The organism is Roseburia yibonii, from assembly GCF_014297335.1.
GTDB lineage: Bacteria > Bacillota > Clostridia > Lachnospirales > Lachnospiraceae > Roseburia_D > Roseburia_D yibonii.
In genome coordinates this window covers 104299-124704 of record NZ_JACOQH010000001.1, presented here as the reverse complement: position 1 = coordinate 124704, position 20406 = coordinate 104299, and the positions used below count along the sequence as shown (strand labels likewise).

The 20406-nt window shown below is 43.0% G+C and carries 21 protein-coding genes; 20 read left to right on the top strand and 1 reads right to left on the bottom strand.

Annotated elements, in window-relative coordinates:
• The first annotated feature begins 12 nt into the window (after window positions 1-12).
• The 11 genes from H8Z76_RS00545 to H8Z76_RS00495 all read left to right on the top strand — a co-directional run bounded on the left by H8Z76_RS00545 (window position 13) and on the right by H8Z76_RS00495 (window position 10035).
• Window positions 13-696, top strand: coding sequence for a hypothetical protein (locus tag H8Z76_RS00545; RefSeq protein ID WP_227069880.1), 684 nt, complete (start codon window positions 13-15; stop codon window positions 694-696).
• 89 nt (window positions 697-785) lie between these two features.
• On the top strand, window positions 786-1847 hold the full coding sequence (locus H8Z76_RS00540) for an IS30 family transposase (RefSeq protein ID WP_186981354.1): 1062 nt from the start codon (window positions 786-788) through the stop codon (window positions 1845-1847).
• A gap of 255 nt (window positions 1848-2102) precedes the next feature.
• Window positions 2103-2303, top strand: coding sequence for a 50S ribosomal protein L31 (gene rpmE, locus H8Z76_RS00535; protein WP_022515984.1), 201 nt, complete (start codon window positions 2103-2105; stop codon window positions 2301-2303).
• Between the two features lie 80 nt (window positions 2304-2383).
• Complete coding sequence (locus H8Z76_RS00530) at window positions 2384-3331, top strand: DUF1385 domain-containing protein (RefSeq protein WP_186981353.1); 948 nt, start codon at window positions 2384-2386, stop codon at window positions 3329-3331.
• The gene (gene prmC, locus H8Z76_RS00525) at window positions 3328-4167 is read left to right on the top strand and encodes a peptide chain release factor N(5)-glutamine methyltransferase (RefSeq protein ID WP_186981352.1); all 840 of its coding nucleotides are present in this window, start codon (window positions 3328-3330) and stop codon (window positions 4165-4167) included. Before H8Z76_RS00530 ends, prmC begins: the two co-directional genes overlap by 4 nt.
• Window positions 4160-5233, top strand: coding sequence for a peptide chain release factor 1 (gene prfA, locus H8Z76_RS00520; RefSeq protein WP_022515987.1), 1074 nt, complete (start codon window positions 4160-4162; stop codon window positions 5231-5233). Before prmC ends, prfA begins: the two co-directional genes overlap by 8 nt.
• A gap of 290 nt (window positions 5234-5523) precedes the next feature.
• Window positions 5524-6213, top strand: a complete 690-nt coding sequence (locus tag H8Z76_RS00515) for a response regulator transcription factor (protein ID WP_186981573.1) — start codon at window positions 5524-5526, stop codon at window positions 6211-6213.
• Window positions 6203-7597, top strand: a complete 1395-nt coding sequence (locus H8Z76_RS00510; RefSeq protein ID WP_147618003.1) for a sensor histidine kinase — start codon at window positions 6203-6205, stop codon at window positions 7595-7597. Before H8Z76_RS00515 ends, H8Z76_RS00510 begins: the two co-directional genes overlap by 11 nt.
• A 202-nt stretch (window positions 7598-7799) precedes the next feature.
• Window positions 7800-8678, top strand: coding sequence for an ABC transporter ATP-binding protein (locus tag H8Z76_RS00505; RefSeq protein WP_147618005.1), 879 nt, complete (start codon window positions 7800-7802; stop codon window positions 8676-8678).
• 2 nt (window positions 8679-8680) lie between these two features.
• Complete coding sequence (locus H8Z76_RS00500) at window positions 8681-9451, top strand: hypothetical protein (RefSeq protein WP_186981351.1); 771 nt, start codon at window positions 8681-8683, stop codon at window positions 9449-9451.
• A 161-nt stretch (window positions 9452-9612) separates the two neighbouring features.
• Window positions 9613-10035, top strand: coding sequence for a hypothetical protein (locus H8Z76_RS00495; RefSeq protein ID WP_186981350.1), 423 nt, complete (start codon window positions 9613-9615; stop codon window positions 10033-10035).
• Between the two features lie 69 nt (window positions 10036-10104).
• On the opposite strand, the gene H8Z76_RS00490 is transcribed toward H8Z76_RS00495, so the two are convergent.
• Complete coding sequence (locus H8Z76_RS00490; RefSeq protein ID WP_022515989.1) at window positions 10105-10713, bottom strand: hypothetical protein; 609 nt, start codon at window positions 10711-10713, stop codon at window positions 10105-10107.
• A gap of 150 nt (window positions 10714-10863) precedes the next feature.
• Between H8Z76_RS00490 and H8Z76_RS00485 the strand changes: the two genes are divergently transcribed.
• From H8Z76_RS00485 to H8Z76_RS00445, 9 genes are all read left to right on the top strand, one after another.
• Window positions 10864-11484 (top strand): ribonuclease H1 domain-containing protein, encoded by a 621-nt coding sequence (locus H8Z76_RS00485; protein ID WP_022515990.1) that lies wholly within the window; start codon window positions 10864-10866, stop codon window positions 11482-11484.
• 108 nt (window positions 11485-11592) lie between these two features.
• The gene (locus H8Z76_RS00480) at window positions 11593-13383 is read left to right on the top strand and encodes a HAMP domain-containing methyl-accepting chemotaxis protein (protein ID WP_186981349.1); all 1791 of its coding nucleotides are present in this window, start codon (window positions 11593-11595) and stop codon (window positions 13381-13383) included.
• 188 nt (window positions 13384-13571) lie between these two features.
• Window positions 13572-14495 carry a substrate-binding domain-containing protein gene (locus H8Z76_RS00475; protein WP_186981348.1) on the top strand — a complete coding sequence of 308 codons (924 nt, stop codon included), beginning with the start codon at window positions 13572-13574 and terminating at the stop codon, window positions 14493-14495.
• A gap of 107 nt (window positions 14496-14602) precedes the next feature.
• Entirely contained in the window at window positions 14603-15454 is an 852-nt protein-coding gene (pstC, locus tag H8Z76_RS00470; protein ID WP_022515994.1) for a phosphate ABC transporter permease subunit PstC, read from the top strand.
• Window positions 15455-16318, top strand: a complete 864-nt coding sequence (gene pstA, locus H8Z76_RS00465; RefSeq protein ID WP_186981347.1) for a phosphate ABC transporter permease PstA — start codon at window positions 15455-15457, stop codon at window positions 16316-16318.
• A 36-nt stretch (window positions 16319-16354) separates the two neighbouring features.
• Window positions 16355-17107: a phosphate ABC transporter ATP-binding protein PstB gene (gene pstB / locus H8Z76_RS00460; RefSeq protein WP_147619130.1), complete on the top strand. Its 753-nt coding sequence runs from the start codon at window positions 16355-16357 to the stop codon at window positions 17105-17107.
• Between the two features lie 27 nt (window positions 17108-17134).
• The gene (gene phoU / locus H8Z76_RS00455; protein ID WP_022515997.1) at window positions 17135-17809 is read left to right on the top strand and encodes a phosphate signaling complex protein PhoU; all 675 of its coding nucleotides are present in this window, start codon (window positions 17135-17137) and stop codon (window positions 17807-17809) included.
• A 146-nt stretch (window positions 17810-17955) separates the two neighbouring features.
• A complete protein-coding gene (locus H8Z76_RS00450; protein WP_022515998.1) occupies window positions 17956-19722 on the top strand; it encodes a Na/Pi cotransporter family protein in 1767 nt (588 codons plus the stop codon).
• Between the two features lie 11 nt (window positions 19723-19733).
• Window positions 19734-20405, top strand: a complete 672-nt coding sequence (locus H8Z76_RS00445) for a response regulator transcription factor (protein ID WP_186981346.1) — start codon at window positions 19734-19736, stop codon at window positions 20403-20405.
• The last annotated feature ends 1 nt before the right edge of the window (window position 20406 follow it).

Genomic DNA, 20406 nt, shown 5'->3' with positions numbered 1-20406 from the left:
CGAGGGCTTACTATGACAAAGAAAAAGGTAATTTTATTGGTAGTGGCTGCATTATTTGCAGTAAGCGGTTTAACGGCGCTGCCGTCTGGAAATATAACAGGTGGGGTGGGTTGTATTGTGATTGCGGCAGTATGCGCCTATTTTGGACTGAAAAAGAAAAGCGCAGGAAAAGAGAACGGAAACAGAACACCAGCGCCTGCCGCCGCATCTGGTAGCAGGGTTTTAGATACAATCAGAACGAAAGTAGTAGGCGTGACGTTCAATAATGAGGACGGAGAAAACAGGCAGGATATTTTAAGCAAAATGTCCGGTAGTGAAGATATTACAGTAGAAAAGTACACATACAACGGAGAGCCTGCCGCATACGTAAAGTGGGGCGATAAGGTAATAGGCAATCTATCGGCAGAACTGGCGGGGGACTTAGCGAGAAAGTACCCGAAAGCCCGCTACACCGCAGAAATACTGGAAATTTCTGGGGGGGGGGTACAGACGTTCGGGTGCAATATAGAGCTTGACGTAATCGAGGACGCAACGCCCAGCGTAAGCCAGCATACGGGAGAAACTACAGTATATGTAGACCGTAGCAACAAAAAATACCATAGTAAGCCTAACTGTTCGGGAATGAAAAACCCAAAGAGCATACCGCTAAGCCAAGCAAAGAAGAAATACACCGCTTGTAAAAAGTGTTGTAAATAGGTAAAGGCATAAGCCGCAGACTTGTAAAAGAGTTTGCGGCTTTTCGTCGTATATGGGGAAAGAACAGGAACGAAAGAGAGGTAGCAGAAATGGCGAATAAGAAAGGCAGCCGACAGCTGACATGGACAGACCGTATAAGTATTGAGGCATTGAAAAAAGCAGGGCATAGCGTGATAGAGATAGCAGAACAGCTGGGCGTACACCGCAGCACTATATACAATGAGCTTAAGCGAGGGGAATATATACACAGAAATAGCGACTATACAGAAACATTAAGTTATAGCCCAAACAAGGCACAAATGAAAGCAGAGGAAAATTTAAAGGCAAGGGGTACACAACTTAAAATAGGAAACGATATTGCATACGCAAATTATATAGAGGATAAAATAGTAAATGAAGATTACAGCCCAGCTGCGGTACTGGGAGAATTGAAAGCACAGGGGAAAGAGGGGGACTTTTCCGTAACAGTATGCGTAACGACCTTATACAGCTACATTGATAAGGGTATTTTCCTTAAGTTGTCTAATAAGAATTTGCCAGTAAAGAAGAATAAGAAGAGAAATTATAAGAAAGTACAGAGGCAACAGAAAAGGGCGGCAGCAGGAGAGAGTATAGACAAACGCCCGAAAGAGATAGATACACGGGAAGAGTTCGGCAACTGGGAAATGGACAGCGTTTTAGGTAAGCGGGGAAAGTCAAAAAATACGTTGCTGGTACTGACAGAGCGGAAAACCAGAAACGAGATTATATTTAAACTGTCAGACCATACAGACGAGGCAGTAGTAGCGGCACTGGATAGATTAGAAAGAAAATGGGGCGCTGATATGTTTAAGCGGGTATTTAAGACAATCACAGTAGACAACGGCAGCGAGTTTGCAGATGCAGAGGGCTTACAGCGTTCTATTATCAACGAGGGAGAAAAGCGGACAAAGGTATATTACTGCCACCCGTACAGCAGCTGGGAGCGTGGCACAAATGAGGTAACAAATAAGATGATACGCCGGAAGATACCGAAAGGCACAAATTTTGACGACAGGACAGAGGAAGAGGTAGAGAGTATAGAGAACTGGATAAACGGATACCCACGCAAAATACATGGCTATCATTCAGCAGGGGAACTATTCGAGGAAGAGGTAAAGCAGCTTGCATAAGAACGGAAATAGGGAGCGTGAGAGGCTGGCAGCAGTGGCAGCCTTACTATTGCGCTGCCTAAAAGTGAAAATATACAATAAAACAGGCTACGTATTGTGCAAAACGGCAAAACGATAAAAACATGAAAAAATGTCGAATTTAATGTTGACATTTTTAAGAAAACGAAAATTATATAAAAATACTTGCATAATAAAAAATCCTGTGATACAATAATAAAGCTGTTTATCGGAAAGTAAAATGAAGAGGTGAAAATCATGAGAGAAGGAATACATCCGGATTATTATCAGGCAACTGTTACATGTAACTGTGGAAATACATTCGTTACAGGTTCTACCAAACAGGAACTTCACGTTGAAATTTGCTCCAAATGCCATCCTTTCTATACAGGACAGCAGAAAGCAAATCAGGCGCGTGGACGTATTGAGCAGTTCAATAAGAAATACGGCATGAAATAAGTAACAGATTGTGGAAAGATAAGGTTGAGGTTGTGAAATCTCAACCTTTTTTTGAGACAAGCAATGAAAAGGAGCGGTTCATGCGATATTCAGGAATCGGCGGGCAGGCAGTCATGGAAGGTGTCATGATGAAAAACCAGGACCGCTATGCGGTTGCTGTCCGAAAACCGGATGGGGAGATCTGTGCGCAGACATTTGACTATCCGGGTCTGGTAAAAAATAAGACGTTAAAAAATGCACCGGTGATTCGCGGTGTACTTAATTTTATAGATTCCCTGGTACTGGGAATGCGCAGTCTGACATACTCGGCATCTTTTTTCGAGGAAGAAGATAAAAAAAAGAAGGAAGAAGATCCGGCGAAGGCCGAAAAGAAAGAAAAAAGAGAAATGGGGATCACGGTAGCGTTCTCTGTCATCGTGGCAGTCGCGGTATTTATGGTGTTACCCTATTACCTTTCGCTGGTCTTTCGCCGTTTTGTGGCATCACAGACGGTACTTGCGCTGATCGAGGGTGTGATCCGGCTTGCGATCTTCATCGGTTATATCCTGTTAATTTCCTGTATGGAGGATATTAAGCGGGTGTTTATGTATCATGGCGCGGAGCATAAATGTATCAACTGTATCGAGCATGGGATGGAACTTACCGTGGAAAATGTGCGAAAAAGTTCCAGACAGCATAAGCGCTGCGGAACCAGTTTTTTACTGTTTGTCATGATCGTCAGTATTATCTTTTTTGCGTTTATCCGTGTGGATTCCCCGGTACTTCGTCTGTTTTTAAGACTTGCGCTGATCCCGGTGATCGCAGGCGTGTCCTATGAGCTGATACGTCTTGCCGGCAGAAGTGACAATGGATTTGTGAATCTGATCAGCAAGCCGGGGTTGATGCTCCAGGGGCTTACGACCAGAGAGCCGGACGATGCGATGATCGAAGTCGGCATTGCGTCGGTGGAGGCGATCTTTGACTGGAGAGCATATCTCGCGGTAGAATTTGCGTGGACGGATACAGAAAATAAGAAGGGGCAGGTATGACATATCGCGAAGCAATCGAGACCGGAACCAGGATATTACAAAAAGAAAATATTGCGGATGCAAAGATAGATGCATGGTATCTGCTTCAGATGGCATGTAAGATCGACCGGAATTTTTATTATCTGCATGAAGAGGATGAGCTGACGGCAGAGCAGCAGAGTGAATATGAGAGCACGGTTCATAAGCGCGCGGAGCATGTGCCGTTACAGTACATCATCGGAGAGCAGGAATTTATGGGACTGAAATTTAAGGTCAATTCCAATGTGCTGATCCCGAGGCAGGACACGGAGACACTGGTGGAAGAAGCACTGCGTGTCGTGGAGCCGGGAATGCGGGTGCTCGATCTGTGTACCGGAAGCGGATGTATTATCATCAGTCTGGCAAAAAATGTTGCGGATATTTCATGCACGGGAAGCGATATTTCAAAGCAGGCGCTTCTTGTGGCAAAAGAAAACGCGAAAGCCAATGAAGTTGAAGTGGAATGGGAGCGCAGTGACCTGTTTGAAAATATTTCCGGCACGTTTGATCTGATCGTTTCCAATCCGCCTTATATTCCTACGGGTGAGATCCCGGGGCTGATGCCGGAAGTGCGGGATTTTGAGCCGGTGGATGCACTGGACGGAAAAGAGGATGGACTTTATTTTTATCGTATCATCACAGAAAAAAGTCCGGAGTATCTGACTTCGGACGGCTATTTATATTTTGAGATCGGTTATGACCAGGGAGAGGCGGTTTCCGCCATGATGCGTCAGTGTGGATATACGCAGGTGGAAGTGATCAAAGATCTTGCGGGAAATGACCGTGTTGTAAAAGGAAGGAAAAAAGAGCATGTTTGATAAATTAGAAGATACCGTGGCGCGCTATGAAGAATTGATGAATGAACTGAGCGAACCGGATGTCGCAAATGATCCGAATCGTTTCAAGCGCCTGATGAAGGAGCAGAGCGATCTGACTCCGTTAGTGGAAACTTACCGCGAATATAAGCAGAATAAGCAAAACATTGAGGAGTCCCTGGAGCTGCTCAAGGAGGAGAGCGATGAGGAAATGCGTGAGCTCGCGAAGGAAGAGCTGAACGAGTCCCGCGCAAAAGTAGAAGAACTCGAGGAAAAATTGAAGATCCTGTTACTGCCGAAGGACCCGAATGATGATAAGAACGTTATCGTTGAGATCCGTGCCGGCGCAGGCGGAGACGAGGCGGCACTTTTCGCGGCAGAGATTTATCGTATGTATATGCATTATGCGGAAAGCAAACGCTGGAAAGTCGAAACACTTGAGTGCGAGGAGATCGGAATCGGCGGAATGAAAAAGGTGAACTTTATGATCACCGGTCAGGGCGCTTATTCCGTGATGAAATATGAATCCGGTGTACATCGTGTACAGCGTATCCCGGAGACAGAATCCGGCGGACGTATCCACACATCCACGATCAGTGTCGCAGTGATGCCGGAGGCGGAAGAATTTGATGTGGAGATCGAGGACAAGGATATCCGTATCGATGTTATGCGTGCTTCCGGAAACGGTGGTCAGTGTGTCAACACAACCGATTCTGCGGTACGACTGACACATTATCCGACCGGAATCGTGATCTACAGCCAGACAGAGAAATCACAGATCCAGAATAAAGCGAAAGCGTTTGCACTTCTTAGAGCAAAGCTTTATGATATGGAATTACAGAAACGTCAGGATGCAGAGGCGGCCGACCGGCGCAGCCAGATCGGAACCGGAGACCGCTCCGAGAAGATCCGTACCTATAACTTCCCGCAGGGACGTGTGACTGACCACAGAATCGGTCTGACCCTGTATAAGTTGGATAAGATCATGAACGGAGATATCCAGGAGATCATTGACGCATGTATCGCGGCTGACCAGGCGAAGAAACTGGCGAATATGAATGAAGAATAAGCAGGAGATTTGGATTTCTACTGGATTTTTGAAAAATATTTGTATACATGAATGAAATAAAATGGTGAAAAAAACGGTCTTTGACGCATGTCAGAAGGCCGTTTTTTTGGACTCAAAAGGCCATATATAGTGTATCCATTGAGTTGATTTCGTTAGAGCACTTTTCTACAGTAGAATAAGTATGTATGATTCTGTCGTCGGTTAAGAAGGTTTTGGTTGAAGTATTGAAACAGGAATCAACAATTTATGATATAATTAATTTTAAGAAATGAAGGAGAGGGAGTTTGAGTATGAAGAATATTTTGATTGTAGAGGATTCTCAGGAAATTATAGATTTAATAAAAATATACCTGGAGCAGGAAGAATATTCTATTTATGAGGCATGTGATGGAGAATCAGCTATTAATATTTTTGAGAAAGAAGAAATTCATTTAGTAGTTTTGGACATTATGCTTCCGAAGTTAAATGGATATGAGGTCATTAAAAGACTAAGAAAGAGGAGTAATGTACCGGTTATTATTTTATCTGCTAAAAACCAGGATGCGGATAAAATTTTGGGATTGAATTTGGGAGCAGATGATTATTTAGCCAAACCGTTTAATCCATTGGAACTGGTTGCGAGAATTAACGCTCAAATGAGACGTTTTTATGATTTTGGCGGCTCAAAGGAAAAGCAAGATGAAAAAGTTATTATCGGAGATTTGATGCTGGATCAACGTGAATGTAAACTTTATAAAAAGGATAAGGAAATTGATTTGACGTATATGGAATACAAACTATTAAAACTTTTTATGACTGAGCCGGGCAGAGTATTCACAAAAGCACAAATTTTTGAGCTGGTATGGGAAAGTGAGTATTATTACACAGATAATACAGTGGTAGTCTATATTAGTAAGTTGCGTGATAAAATAGAAGATGATTCCAAGAATCCACAAATGATAAAAACTGTAAGAGGATTGGGGTATCGGTTTGAAAAATAGAAGAAAAAATATTAGTAAATTCCTTAAAACAAATTTTATTTTATTCTCTTTGATTATACTTGTTGTTTTTTTGTGCGCGAACTTTTTTATTCAGATGATGGGCGATAAGTATTTATTAACAGAGGCGCAGCATTATTTTGCAGATACTTTGATATCTGAAGAATATTCAAGCATAGATACAAATTATATTCGCAGTATTGAAGGGTGGCTGAGTATACTTGATGATGACTTACATGTCATATATACAACGAATGACGAAGAAGTAGGAGCATACACGCAACAACAACTAATTGAACTTACAAAAGGTGAATTACTTAGGAATGATGAAAAGGTTTATGCCAGTATGAAGTACTTCACGGATGAGAAGGGTGAAGAACGATTGGGGATTGTATGCATACCTGCAAAATATGTACAAGTAACGGTGACTATCACCAATATGAAGTACGGTATTAGAAACATACTGCTTATATATATAGGAGGGATGTTGGTTATCATAGCCGGATATATACTTGCGGTTTGGGGACTATCTTGTTACATGAAAAAAGAATTAACGAATCCTATTTATATGTTAATAAATGCATTCAACGAAATTAGTACTGGTAATTATTCGGTAAGGGTTGATTTTGATACTGTTACAGAGTTTGTTGAAATAAGAGATTCATTTAATAGTATGGTTAAAAGATTATTTGATATGGAAGAAGAAAAAAGAGTTTCATATCAACAACGGCAGCAGTTACTTACAGATATCGGACATGATTTAAAAACACCTACTACTATTATCCAAGGATATTCTTCAGTGGTATTAGAGGGGCGGGTAACAGAGGAGCATAAAGAAAAATGCATGCGGATTATCAACGAAAATGCTACTAATTTGGCAGAATTGATCGAACTGCTTTTAGATTATACAAGATTTGATTGTGCAGATTATAAACTAACATTAACAAATTATGATTTGGGAGAATTTTTAAGGCGGATTATTGCTGAGAAAATACTATTGTTTGAAGAACATCAAATTAATCTTGTAATTGATATACCGAATCGAAAGGTAGAAGCAGAAATTGATTTTAAGATATTAAAACGTGCGATTGTAAATTTATTAAATAATATAATACAGCACAATCCAACAGGAATAAATGCTTTGGTTTGTCTGACCGATCAGAAAAAAATTATTATAGCCGATAGTGGAGAACTGATACCAGAAGAAATTAAGGATAAAATATTTGATCCTTTTGTTTGTGGAGATAAAGCCAGAAATCCAGAAAAACACAATAGTGGACTGGGACTGTCAATAACAAAAAAGATTGTAGAAATGCATAACGGGAGATTATATTTGGAACAAGGATGGAAAGAATATACTAAAGCATTTGTTATTGATTTATCATAGAATATATAGTAAATATTAGGAAAAACATCTTTTTCGTTTTGGAGAAAGATGTTTTTTTATTTTATTCGCTTGTAATAGGGAAAAGAAAAGATTGGCTGATAAAAATTTATGTATTTTTAATATTTGGAAATCAAAATATTAACGTTTGGAAGATATCATAGGACTTAATGATAGAGGTGAAGAAAAATTTGGGAGGAATTTTATGAGGACTTTGCAAGTAAGTGGATTGACCAAGAACTATGGTGAGAAAAAAGCGTTGGATGACGTTTCATTTCAGATTAATCAAGGAGAAATCGTTGGCCTGATAGGAAAAAATGGAGCAGGAAAAACGACTTTATTAAACTGTATTGCAGGAAATATTTTTCCAGATGCGGGTTCTATATGTTTTGAGAATAAGGACTTATTAGTAAATTGTGAAATACGTAAAGAGTTTGGCATCTTAATTCAACCTAGTTTTTTAGATTATATGAATACCTATGACAATTTAAGGTTACTTCAGAATGCAGTTGGAATATGGGATAAGAAGTTGATACGTAAGCAGTCGGATGAAGTGTTGAAAATAGTTGGATTAGAAGGTAAAGGGAAAACATTTGTGAAGTCGTTCTCCTTTGGAATGAAGCAAAGATTAGGGTTCGCACAGGCTTTGTTAAACGGATATAAATTTATGATTTTGGATGAGCCATTTGTGGGCTTAGATATTAATGGCAGAGCAATGGTGAAGGAATATATCAAGAAAATCGTGAAAGAAAAGCAGATTGGCGTGATATTTTCTGATCACAATTTGGATGAAGTCAGGAGTTTATGTGAAAGGGTAATTGTAATAAAAGATGGAAAAAAAATCTATGATAAAGGATTAGAAGAGGATGGACAATATGAAATTGGAGTAGAGAGTGTAAACCAAGGATTGATACAGGCTATGGCAGGGATACCTGGAGTTGAGATAGACACTGAGAAATCAAGTCTTGCTTTTAATAATAACACAGATCTTCATCAAGTTATTGCGGCAATTGTACCACACGCTAGAATTGTATTTGTTAAATCTTCGGAGAATGATCTGGAAAATATGTTGAAGGGAGAATAAGAATGAAAGATTTAGTGAAAATAGAGCTTATCAAAATTATTAAACATAAAGATTTTCTTTTGATGGTTTCTATGTTGTTTATTCCTATTATGTATTCGATAGGGCTTGCCATGAACTCAAAATCTTTTACTTATGTAGGAGGGCAGAAAGTGTCTGGTTTAGCTTTTGCATCTGAAATGTATACTTTTGTATATATGTGTTTTATCTATTTTATCATACTCTCTGTTTGTGTGATTAGATCTTTGAGGGGAGAAATAGAAAATAAAAGTATCCAGTTATATACGCAACGGATTAATAATAGAAAGAAAATATATCTGGCTAAAAATACTGCATATCTTATATTAGCAGTTATTACGACGTTGATTTTTATTATAACTTCAATTATATGTTTCTATTTATTTACGATAAGGAGAGCGGATATCGCAGTTCCAGAGTTTTGCAGGAAGGGAGAATTGCTATATTACCTTGTGAATATATTGGCAATTTTGCTATGTTTCATATTTACGGTGAATATTTCATTGTTTTTAGGTGCGTATAAAAAATCATTTCAGGCAATGGGTATATTTATTTTTGTGTGGTTGGCTTTCATGTATTTAAAAGAGTTTTCTTATGTAAAATATTTTGTCCCAATATACTATGTAGAAAAGATAGTAAACTCAGATGTGGGAAAATGTGAGTGGAAATGCTTAGGTGTATTACTTATGCTGGTTTCTATTTATTCTGTGTTTGGTATAATACTGGGCAAAAAAAAATTTGAAAAGAGTGATATATGATGAAGAAAACGGGTGTTGATAAGATAGTGTAATATGTATGATTTGTTGTTTAGTGTTATATATATTTGCTCTTAAATTATGAAATGAGAGCGATTGTATTATTGTCCGTACAGACAGAGACATATAGTGGCAATTTAGAGGAAGTCTTTAGGAGGGAAAACATGAATATAAAAAAGAATCTGTGTGCAAGTGTTTGTGTTAATATTTTCGTTTTAGGCATTTTTTTATTAATGCTTCAACAATTGGATGTGTTTATGCAATTATTATTTTCTTTTGTGCCAATCATACTCAGTATTATAGTAAGTACATTAATAAATCGCGATAAAGATCCGGAAAAGGACAATTATCTGCAATGTGCAGCTATTTGTTCTGGGTTTAATTTTATAAGTTTGGTTGTAGAATATATATGTATTACTGCAGTTACAGGTGCAAATGACATCTATGAAGTTAGTCAAAAATATAATTCGGAGTATGTAACAGTTTCGGAAAATAATTCACCTATATTTTCTATTATTGTATTTTCGATTGTTTCGTTCGCTCTTCATTATTTTGCAATGAAAAAAGTAGGCAATAAGAAAGGCTAATATGCCAACAGGGAATTTTAATCCCGGCAGAAATCGCTCTGCCGGGTTTTTTATATGCTTACAAAACCATCACCGCATGATCTGAACGACAAATGCGGTTGTCTGCGGCGGGATGCTTGCGGTGAGGAAAGAAGCATGCTGTACGCTGACCAGAAGACCGGGCACCAGTCTCGAAAAACTGATCTGCCGTCCGATCGAATCTAAAACGACCGTATTTGGGGAAACGTTGAATCGTATCATGGTGGCCGGATTTCCATCACTCATGGTAATGAAAAACTGATTTCGGGTGTCAATGTTGATGATTCTTCCGATGGTTATGTTTCCAACCTCCGGGCGGCCGGAGATGCGGATCCGGTATGCCTGTGCCTGCGGCGGATTGCTTCTTGTCATATTGGTCGAGAAGGTGGCATGGACGATCATACCGGTCTGCAAGTCTTCCGGGGTGATCAGATCACCGTTTTCGTCCAAGAGGATCGTATTGCCCGAAACGATCAGGGTGACAAGCATTTCCGGCGCGTTGCAGCGGGTACAGTTGTTGTAGGCGATCGTTACATATGCAGTGTCCTTATCATAGGAAATGTTTTGAATGACAGCGTTTGATACCCGTATCGCATTCTGGGCAGAGGGTACAGCGGCATTTTCAATAGGGTCTGAAAGATTTTGTTCCAAATGATCCATGGGAACCTCTGTTTTTTCTTTTCCAGATATTATATGCAGTTTGGGGAAAATGGATTTTAACGGAAAGCAGAAGACCGGACGGTGGCGGTTGTGATTTCTTTTGGGGAATGTTAAAATAGCAGCAGATACTAAGTATAAGAGGTAAAAGATATGGCACAGAAATATTATGCAGTCCGGACAGGAAAAAAGCCCGGCATTTATAACACCTGGGAGGAATGCAAGGCAGTGGTCGACGGATATCCGGGTGCGCAGTATAAGAGTTTTAAGACGCGGGAGGAAGCGGAGGCGTTTGCCGGAGTTTCCGGAGCTGCCGGAATAGAAAAGAAAGAAAAGGCAGCCACGGATATAGACGGGACGAAGGCATACGCGTTTGTGGATGGTTCCTATCACGCAAAGACCGGTGTTTACGGTTACGGCGGCTTTCTGGTGTATGACGGTAAAAGAGAGATCCTGCAGGGAAACGGAAATGATGCTGAGATGGCATCCATGCGCAATGTCGCTGGGGAGATCTGCGGCAGTATGGCGGCAATGAAAAAAGCGGTGGAGCTTGGATTGAAAGAACTCGTTATCTATTATGACTATATGGGGATCGAAATGTGGGCAAAAGGGCTGTGGAAGCGCAACAAAAAAGGAACGATGGCTTATTATGACTATGCGGCGGAAGTACAAAAGGAGTTAAAACTTACGTTTGTCAAGGTGAAGGGACATTCCGGGATCGAGGGAAATGAGGAAGCGGACCGTCTTGCCAAAGAAAGTGTTGGAATTGTATAAAAAGGTAAAAGAATGTCTAGTTTTTGATTGACGAATGTGGTTAAAATGACTATAATTGAATTATATCATAGTGCAAAGTTGGACAAAACAGACAAAAGGGGCGATTATATGAAAAACTTAAAAGTCAAAACAAAACTGAATATGATCATAGCACTGGTGATCATTCTGGTCCTGGGTGCGAGTGTTGTGTCCATAAGGAATTTAAATCAGGTAAAGGACAAAGCGATCGAGAGCATGGAGGCATCGACCAGACAGAGCTATGACCAGAACATCAAGGAGCAGGTAGGGGCAGTGATATCGCTTCTGACAGAGATCAACCAGGAGTATGAAGATGGAACCTATACGCTGGATGAGGCAAAGAAAGTAGCTGCGGATGAAGTCCGCGAGATGCGCTATGGTGACAGCGGCTATTTCTGGGTAGACGAGTCTGATGGTACAAACGTTGTGTTGCTTGGCAGTGATACCGAAGGTACCAACCGTATGGGAACAAAAGATGCAGCCGGTTATCAGATGGTAAAAGAGATCATCCGTGTCGCGGTAGAAGACGGCGGCGGATATACCGATTATGTATTCCCGAAGGAGGGAGAGACCGAGTCCTCCCCGAAACGTTCTTACAGTGAATACTTTGAGCCGTTTGACTGGGTAGTCGGAACCGGTAATTACACGGATTACATTGATGATGAGATCGCGGCTCAGGACGCGGAGTATTCGGATTTCGCAACACAGAAGGCAATTACGTTAGTCAGCATCTGCATCGTTTTACTGATCATCGTTACACTGCTTGTTATTCAGATCGCAGTTGATATCACCAGAGCATTAAAGAAGATCTCCGGCCATATCGAAGTGATCGCGGAAGGAAATTTCGCACAGTCGATGGATGCGGCTTATCTGAACCGTAAAGATGATTTTGGACAGTTGTCCGCAACTTTGAACAAGATGCGTGAATCTGTCCGTGAATTACTGGTAAAAGTAAAAGGTGAGGCTGACAATATCGATACGGTTGTACAGAATATCGAGAGCAATGTGACAACCTTAAATGAAGAGATCGAAGATGTATCCGCAACGACAGAAGAACTGGCAGCAAGCACGGAGGAGACAGCAGCTTCCGCAGAGCAGATCAGTACCATGTCACAGGAGATCGAGGGCGCTGCAAAGGGTATTGCGGTAAGAGCACAGGATGGAGCTACCGAAGCAGAAGAGATCCATAAACGTGCGAGAGAGACAAAGGACAATACCGTAAAGAACCGCGCAATGGTGACCAAGATGCTTTCTGAGATCCGAGAAAGCCTGGAGAAAGCATTGGAGGATGCAAAGGTAGTCGATCAGATCGGCGTGCTGGCGGAATCCATATTAAATATTACCGGGCAGACCAATCTGCTTGCGTTAAATGCTTCGATCGAAGCGGCAAGAGCCGGAGAAGCAGGCAAGGGATTTGCGGTAGTAGCAGATGAGATCCGTATGCTGGCAGAGCAGTCCAAAGAGGCAGTTGCCAATATTCAGGCGGTTACCGACAATGTAAACCAGGCGGTAGGAAATCTTGCGACAGACTCCAACCGGTTACTTGATTTTGTGGACACGGATATCGTGGACAGCTTTAATAAGTTTGAAGAGATGGCAGACGCATACAATGATGACGCGTCCAGAGTCAACGATCTGGTAGCGGATTTCAGCGCGACATCGGAAGAACTGGTGGCTTCGATCGACGGTATCATGGAAGCGATCGGAGGAATCTCATCCGCATCCAACGACGGAGCGGCCGGTACAACAAATATCGCACAGCGTACCGTTTCCATCGCGAACGGATCTTCTGAGGTTTTGGATCGTGCCAAAGATGCGGCAACATCAGCAGAAGAGTTAAAGAAGAATGTAGATCTGTTTAAGATCGAAGAAAACGAGTGATAAATTTTTAACAAACGCAGCTATGTAAAATATAGAAAGTGCATTTTTACAGGGATTGGGATTTATTCCCCTGTAAAAATGCACTTTTTTGCTTACACAGATTTTACATGAGTTTTACATTACATAGATTTTACATTTTACATTGCGTTGGTAGAATGAGTTTGTAAAACGAAATGGAGGAAAACAATATGAAAAAAATTATGTGTTTATTCGTGTGCGGATTACTGACCGCAGGAGCCCTTACAGGATGTGGAAGTTCTGCTGATACAACGACAGATTCCGGAAACACCACAACAGATGCGGCACCAGATGCGACAGGAGATTTTGATACGTCATCCGATATCTCGGTTGTATCAAGAGAAGATGGATCCGGAACCAGAGGCGCATTTATTGAACTGTTTGGTGTGGAAGAAAAAGACGCAAACGGCGATAAAGTAGATTACACAACAGACGAAGCGATCATCGCAAACAGCACAGAGATCGTTATGACAACAGTTGCCGGTGATGATTATGCGATCGGTTATTCTTCTCTTGGTTCTTTAAATGACACAGTAAAGGCTGTAAAGATCGATGGAGCGGAGCCGACAGCGGACAACATCAACAATGGAAGCTACACAATTTCCAGACCGTTTAACATTGCAACCAAAGGTGATGTGAGCGACGTGGCACAGGATTTCATCAACTATATCATGAGCGCGGATGGACAGCAGATCATTGAGGATAATGGTTACATCAAGGCATCCGATGCAGGCGCGTTTGAATCAAACGGTGCATCCGGAAAGATTGTTGTTGCAGGATCTTCTTCCGTAACACCTGTTATGGAAAAACTGCAGGAGGCATATCAGAAAGTCAACAGCGGAGCTGAAATCGAGATCCAGGAAAGCGATTCCACAACCGGTATGACAGCGGCAATGGATGGAACCTGTGATATCGGAATGGCATCCAGAGAGCTGAAAGACACTGAGATCGATGGCGGTCTTACCGCAACAGTAATCGCAAAAGACGGTATTGCGATCATCGTAAACAAGAACAATCCGACCGAAGATCTTACCAAAGATCAGGTAAACAGCATCTTCCGTGGCGAAGTAACAACCTGGGATGAAGTAAAATAGTGACTGAGTAACACGAAATGACCAAAGAGGAGGGCTGGATGAAAACAGCTCTCTTTCTCTGGTTGCAAACACATAGTACATCAAAATAGAAAAGGATTTGCATCTGTATGAAAAAGGTAAAAGAAAAAGGAATGGAGATTGTATTTCTGATCGCCGCATGTGTTTCCATCCTTTCCGTTGCGCTGATCTGTATTTTCCTTTTTATGAACGGGATACCGGCCATAAAGGAGATCGGATTTTTTAATTTCGTAGGTGGAAAGATCTGGAAACCGGGAAATAACATATTTGGCATACTTCCGATGATCCTTGGCAGTATCTATGTCACTGCGGGGGCGTTGGTCATCGGGGTTCCGATCGGGATCCTGACCGCCGTCTTTCTGGCGCGGTTCTGCCCGAAAAAGATCTATAAGATCGTAAAACCGGGCGTGGATCTGCTCGCGGGAATCCCGTCTGTCGTATATGGATTTTTCGGACTCTGTGTGCTGGTTCCCTGGGTGAGAAGCACCTTCGGTGGAAATGGAAACAGCATTTTAACGGCATCGGTTCTGCTTGGTATCATGATCCTGCCAAGCATCATCGGAGTTTCCGAATCGGCGATCCGGGCAGTGCCGAACAAATATTATGAAGGAGCGCTTGCGCTCGGCGCGACGCATGAAAGAAGTGTGTTCCTCACCGTGGTCCCGGCGGCAAAATCCGGAATCCTCGCAGGCGTGATCTTAGGCGTCGGCAGAGCGATCGGAGAGACGATGGCAGTCATCATGGTAGCGGGAAATCAGGCAAGAATGCCAAAAGGCGTTTTAAAAGGTGTGCGTACACTGACCGCAAATATCGTTATTGAAATGGGATACGCGGCGGATCTTCACAGAGAAGCGCTGATCGCGACAGGCGTGGTCTTATTTGTATTTATTTTACTGATCAACCTGCTGTTTTCAGCACTAAAGAGAAGGACGGTGGAATAGATGGCAGAATTTAAGAAAAAAACAATGGAAAAGCTCCGGTCGTTTCGGCATCATCCGGGTTCCTTCTTACTGTGGCTTATCACAATGCTCGCGGCAGTCTGCACGATATGTGTACTTGGATTTCTGGTGATCTACATTCTGATCAAGGGTGTGCCGCATCTGACCCCGTCATTATTCGCATGGACGTATGACTCAAACAACGTATCCATGATGCCGAGTATCATCAATACGATCTTGATGACCGGACTTACACTGCTCATTGCGGCACCGCTTGGTATTTTCGCGGCGGTCTATCTGGTAGAGTATGCGAAGAAAGGCAATAAGATCGTAGGGACCGTCCGTGTGACGGCGGAGACACTGACCGGAATCCCGTCCATCGTATATGGATTGTTTGGTATGCTGTTTTTCGTTGGAGCCTGCAAATGGGGATATTCGCTTCTGTCTGGAGCATTTACGCTGGCGATCATGGTTTTGCCGGTGATCATGCGTACGACCGAGGAGGCGCTGCTCGCGGTGCCGGATTCATACCGGGAGGCAAGCTTCGGACTTGGAGCAGGAAAACTGCGTACGGTGTTTAAGATCGTGCTTCCGTCTGCGGTTCCCGGAATCCTTGCAGGCGTGATCCTTGCGATCGGTCGTATCGTGGGAGAGACGGCGGCACTCATCTATACCGCCGGTACCGTGGCGAAAGTACCGGAAAATGTGTTCTCTTCCGTGCGTACCCTGTCGGTACATATGTACAATCTTTCCAAAGAGGGACTGAACACCAATGAAGCGTACGCGACAGCAGTCGTACTTCTGATCCTCGTGATCATCATCAACATGCTTTCCGGCGCGGTTGCGAAAAAACTGGAAAAGCGCTGATGAAAAGCGGAAGAAAAAATAGAGCAGGAGAAATATATGGAAAATAAAATTACAGTCAGAAATCTGAATTTATATTATGGAAGTTTTCATGCGTTAAAAGATGTAAATATGGACATTCCAAAGAATGAGATCACAGCGTTTATCGGACCGAGCGGATGCGGAAAATCCACATTTTTAAAATCGTTGAATCGGATGAATGATCTGGTGGAGGGATGTAAGATCACAGGAGATGTCCTTTTAGACGGGGAAGATATCTATGGAAACATGGATGTCAATCATCTGCGGAAGCGGGTCGGCATGGTATTCCAGTCCCCGAATCCGTTTCCGATGAGCATCTATGATAACATTGCTTACGGACCGCGTACCCATGGGATACATTCCAAAGTAAAGCTGGATGCCATTGTGGAAAAGTCGTTAAAGCAGGCGGCAATCTGGGATGAACTTAAAGACCGGTTAAAAAAGAGCGCGCTTGGACTTTCCGGCGGACAGCAGCAGAGGCTTTGCATTGCGCGGGCGCTCGCGGTGGAACCGGAAGTCATTCTGATGGATGAGCCGACTTCCGCGCTGGATCCGATCTCGACATCAAAGATCGAGGATCTGGTGCTGGAACTGAAAGAAAAATATACGATCGTTATGGTCACACATAACATGCAGCAGGCAACGCGTGTGTCTGACAATACCGTGTTCTTCCTGCTGGGAGAGGTCATCGAGGCGGATAAGACAGAAAAACTGTTCTCGATGCCGAGGGACAAACGTACCGAAGATTATATTACAGGACGTTTCGGATAATAAAACAAAGAAGGGAGTTATATTTTTATGAGAAATCGATTTGACCGGGAACTGGTACAGTTGAATGATGAACTGATCGAAATGGGAAGTCTGATCGAAAAGGCGATCGAGATGGCAGTTACCGCGCTGGTAAAGCAGGACGCGGAGCTGGCGCAAAAAACGATCGCGATGGATACCGAGATTGATAACCAGGAGCGCACCATAGAGAATCTGTGTCTGAAGCTGCTTTTGCAGCAGCAGCCGGTGGCAAGGGATCTGCGTGTGATCTCTGCGGCACTGAAAATGATCACGGATATGGAACGGATCGGCGATCATGCGACGGATATCTCGGAGATCACGATCCAGCTTGCGGATCAGCAGTATATCAAGGAACTGGAACGGACGCAGGAGATGGCGAAAGAAGCGACCGTAATGCTGGTAAAAAGCATTGAGGCGTTCGTAAATAAGGATATTGTGCTGGCAGGTGAGGTGATCGGCAGGGACGACCGTGTGGATGAACTGTTTGCGGAAATCAAAGATGAGCTGATCGATCTGATCCATCAGGATACCAACAATGGAGCGCAGGCGGCAGATTTTCTTATGATCGCAAAATATTTAGAGCGTATCGGTGATCATGCGACCAACATCGCGGAGTGGGTAATCTTTTCCATCACCGGACAGCACAAGTCATATGAGACGGAAAAAAACGGACAAAAAGCCTGAAAACAGGCGGGTTCGCGTAAGGATACCAGAAAAAATCGAAAAAGGAGTTTCAAGGATTTTACATAAATAATACTTGCATTTTACAATCGCAGATAATACTATTGAAATATAGGCGCAAAAAAAGTTGAAAATGCGAGGAGAAAAATATGGATTTTTTTAGTATCTTGACAATGTTAGGTGGATTAGCACTATTTTTGTATGGAATGAACGCAATGGGAGACGGTCTCGCAAAGGTTTCCGGCGGAAAGCTGGAGCGTATTCTGGAAAAACTGACCTCAAGTCCCATCAAGGCGGTACTTCTCGGATGTGGAGTTACGGCAGTGATCCAGTCGTCCTCCGCAACGACAGTTATGGTCGTCGGATTTGTCAATTCCGGAATTATGAAATTGGAGCAGGCAGTCGGAGTCATCATGGGAGCGAATATCGGTACGACCGTTACCTCCTGGATGCTCAGTCTTACCGGGATAGAGAGTGACAACTTCTTTATGCAGCTGTTAAAGCCGACCTCTTTTTCCCCGATACTGGCACTGATCGGTGTCATTCTGATCATGTTTGTAAAGAGTGAGAAAAAGCACGATATCGGCGCGATCATGCTTGGATTCGCGATCCTTATGTTTGGTATGGAAATGATGAGCGGGGCGGTAGAACCGCTTGCGGATGTGCCGGAGTTTACCAACATCCTTACCATGTTCTCCAATCCAATCTTAGGTTTGATCGCAGGTACGGTCCTTACCGCGGTGATCCAGAGCTCATCGGCATCTGTCGGTATCTTACAGGCACTCTGCGCGACCGGATCGGTCAGTTTTGCGACAGCGCTTCCGATCATCATGGGTCAGAACATCGGTACCTGTGTAACGGCGATGATCTCATCGATCGGAGCAAAGAAGAATGCAAAGCGTGCCGCCCTGGTACATCTGTATTTTAATATCATTGGAACACTTGTTTTTATGATCGCATTTTACAGCATCAATGCAGTAGTTCATTTTTCATTTTTAGGTCACAGCGCGAATGCGGCGGGTATCGCCGTTATCCACAGTGTATTTAACATCGTGGCGACCGTAATGCTGTTACCGTTCCGTAAAGGACTGGTAAAACTGGCATGTCTTACCATGCCGGACAGCGAAGAAGATCTTGCGCTTGCGGCGAAGGATGAAAATGTACTGGATGTACGTTTCTTAGAAAAACCGGCATTCGCGGTTCAGCAGGCAAAACATGCGGCTGTGGATATGGCGGAAGTTTCCAGACGCGCGGTGTTTACCGCAATGGATCTGCTGACAGATTTTAACGAGGAAAAAGCGGATCAGGTGGAAAGATACGAGCAGAAGGTCGATCATTACGAGGATGAGATCGGAACTTATCTGATGCAGATCAGCGGAGGACAGATCTCCAGAGAAGATTCCCAGACGGTTGCCATGCTGCTTCACAGTATCGGGGATTTCGAGCGGATCTCAGATCACGCGATGAATCTCTGCGAAGTAGCACGCCAGATGCAGAAAAAAGAGGGCAAGTTCTCCAAGAAGGCGGTAGAGGAATTAAAGATCTATACCGATGCTGTCCGGGAGATCATCGCAATGTCCTATCAGGCATTTGAAGAGGAAGATTTAAAGAAGGCAGAGATGGTTGAGCCGCTTGAGGAAGTGATCGATCATATCGACAAGGAAGAAAAGAAACGTCATATGAAACGTCTCAGAAAAGAAAAATGTACCATTGAGCTCGGTTTCTGTCTGTCTGATATCGCGATGAACTTAGAGCGAATCGCGGATCACTGCTCCAATATTGCGGTATATATGATCCAGATCAACGAAGATGTGTTAGACACCCACGAATATTTAGATCAGGTAAAACAGGAAGACAACGAAGATTTTGACGTAATGTATAATCAATATCGAAAGAAGTATGCATTACCCGATTAAAGGAGAAAAAAATGGCACTGATATATATTGTGGAAGATGATGTGAACATCCGGGAGATAGAGAGTTTCGCGCTTAAAAATTCCGGGTATATGATAGAAGATTTTGCCTGTGCGAAAGATTTTTTCGCAAGGATACGGGACAAGGTTCCGGATCTGGTCTTGTTGGACATCATGCTTCCCGATGAGGACGGGCTTGAAATTGTGAAAAAACTCAGAAAGAAAGCGGAGACGCGCATGGTGCCGATCATCATGGTGACCGCAAAAACTTCTGAGATGGACAAGGTCAAGGGGCTCGATATCGGTGCCGATGATTATCTGACCAAACCGTTTGGCGTGATGGAGCTGATCTCAAGAACCAAAGCGCTGCTCAGACGGAGCCTTCATATGTCAGAGGAAAAACTGCTTTCGATCGGAGATATTTTTCTCGATGATGAAAAGCGCATGGTATATGTACATGATGTGCCGTGTGAACTGACCTATAAGGAATTTGAACTTTTAAAGATGTTAATGCAAAACGCCGGGATCGTCATCCCGCGTGAGGAGATCATGGTTCATATCTGGGGAATGGACTACGAGGGTGAGTCCAGAACACTCGATATGCACATAAAGACCCTGCGTCAGAAACTCGGAGAATCCGGAAGCCGCATCAAGACGGTGCGCAACGTCGGATACCGGTTGGAGTAGT

Excerpts from the sequence above, each read along its gene's own strand:
- pstA (WP_186981347.1), top strand. The coding sequence starts at position 15,455 with ATGGCAGAATTTAAGAAAAAAACAATGGAAAAGCTCCGGTCGTTTCGG.
- rpmE (WP_022515984.1), top strand. The coding sequence starts at position 2,103 with ATGAGAGAAGGAATACATCCGGATTATTATCAGGCAACTGTTACATGT.
- H8Z76_RS00445 (WP_186981346.1), top strand. The coding sequence starts at position 19,734 with ATGGCACTGATATATATTGTGGAAGATGATGTGAACATCCGGGAGATA.
- H8Z76_RS00475 (WP_186981348.1), top strand. The coding sequence starts at position 13,572 with ATGAAAAAAATTATGTGTTTATTCGTGTGCGGATTACTGACCGCAGGA.
- H8Z76_RS00495 (WP_186981350.1), top strand. The coding sequence starts at position 9,613 with ATGAATATAAAAAAGAATCTGTGTGCAAGTGTTTGTGTTAATATTTTC.
- phoU (WP_022515997.1), top strand. The coding sequence starts at position 17,135 with ATGAGAAATCGATTTGACCGGGAACTGGTACAGTTGAATGATGAACTG.
- H8Z76_RS00530 (WP_186981353.1), top strand. The coding sequence starts at position 2,384 with ATGCGATATTCAGGAATCGGCGGGCAGGCAGTCATGGAAGGTGTCATG.
- pstC (WP_022515994.1), top strand. The coding sequence starts at position 14,603 with ATGAAAAAGGTAAAAGAAAAAGGAATGGAGATTGTATTTCTGATCGCC.
- H8Z76_RS00480 (WP_186981349.1), top strand. The coding sequence starts at position 11,593 with ATGAAAAACTTAAAAGTCAAAACAAAACTGAATATGATCATAGCACTG.
- pstB (WP_147619130.1), top strand. The coding sequence starts at position 16,355 with ATGGAAAATAAAATTACAGTCAGAAATCTGAATTTATATTATGGAAGT.
- H8Z76_RS00515 (WP_186981573.1), top strand. The coding sequence starts at position 5,524 with ATGAAGAATATTTTGATTGTAGAGGATTCTCAGGAAATTATAGATTTA.
- H8Z76_RS00505 (WP_147618005.1), top strand. The coding sequence starts at position 7,800 with ATGAGGACTTTGCAAGTAAGTGGATTGACCAAGAACTATGGTGAGAAA.
- prfA (WP_022515987.1), top strand. The coding sequence starts at position 4,160 with ATGTTTGATAAATTAGAAGATACCGTGGCGCGCTATGAAGAATTGATG.
- prmC (WP_186981352.1), top strand. The coding sequence starts at position 3,328 with ATGACATATCGCGAAGCAATCGAGACCGGAACCAGGATATTACAAAAA.
- H8Z76_RS00540 (WP_186981354.1), top strand. The coding sequence starts at position 786 with ATGGCGAATAAGAAAGGCAGCCGACAGCTGACATGGACAGACCGTATA.
- H8Z76_RS00490 (WP_022515989.1), bottom strand. The coding sequence starts at position 10,713 with ATGGATCATTTGGAACAAAATCTTTCAGACCCTATTGAAAATGCCGCT.
- H8Z76_RS00485 (WP_022515990.1), top strand. The coding sequence starts at position 10,864 with ATGGCACAGAAATATTATGCAGTCCGGACAGGAAAAAAGCCCGGCATT.
- H8Z76_RS00545 (WP_227069880.1), top strand. The coding sequence starts at position 13 with ATGACAAAGAAAAAGGTAATTTTATTGGTAGTGGCTGCATTATTTGCA.
- H8Z76_RS00500 (WP_186981351.1), top strand. The coding sequence starts at position 8,681 with ATGAAAGATTTAGTGAAAATAGAGCTTATCAAAATTATTAAACATAAA.
- H8Z76_RS00450 (WP_022515998.1), top strand. The coding sequence starts at position 17,956 with ATGGATTTTTTTAGTATCTTGACAATGTTAGGTGGATTAGCACTATTT.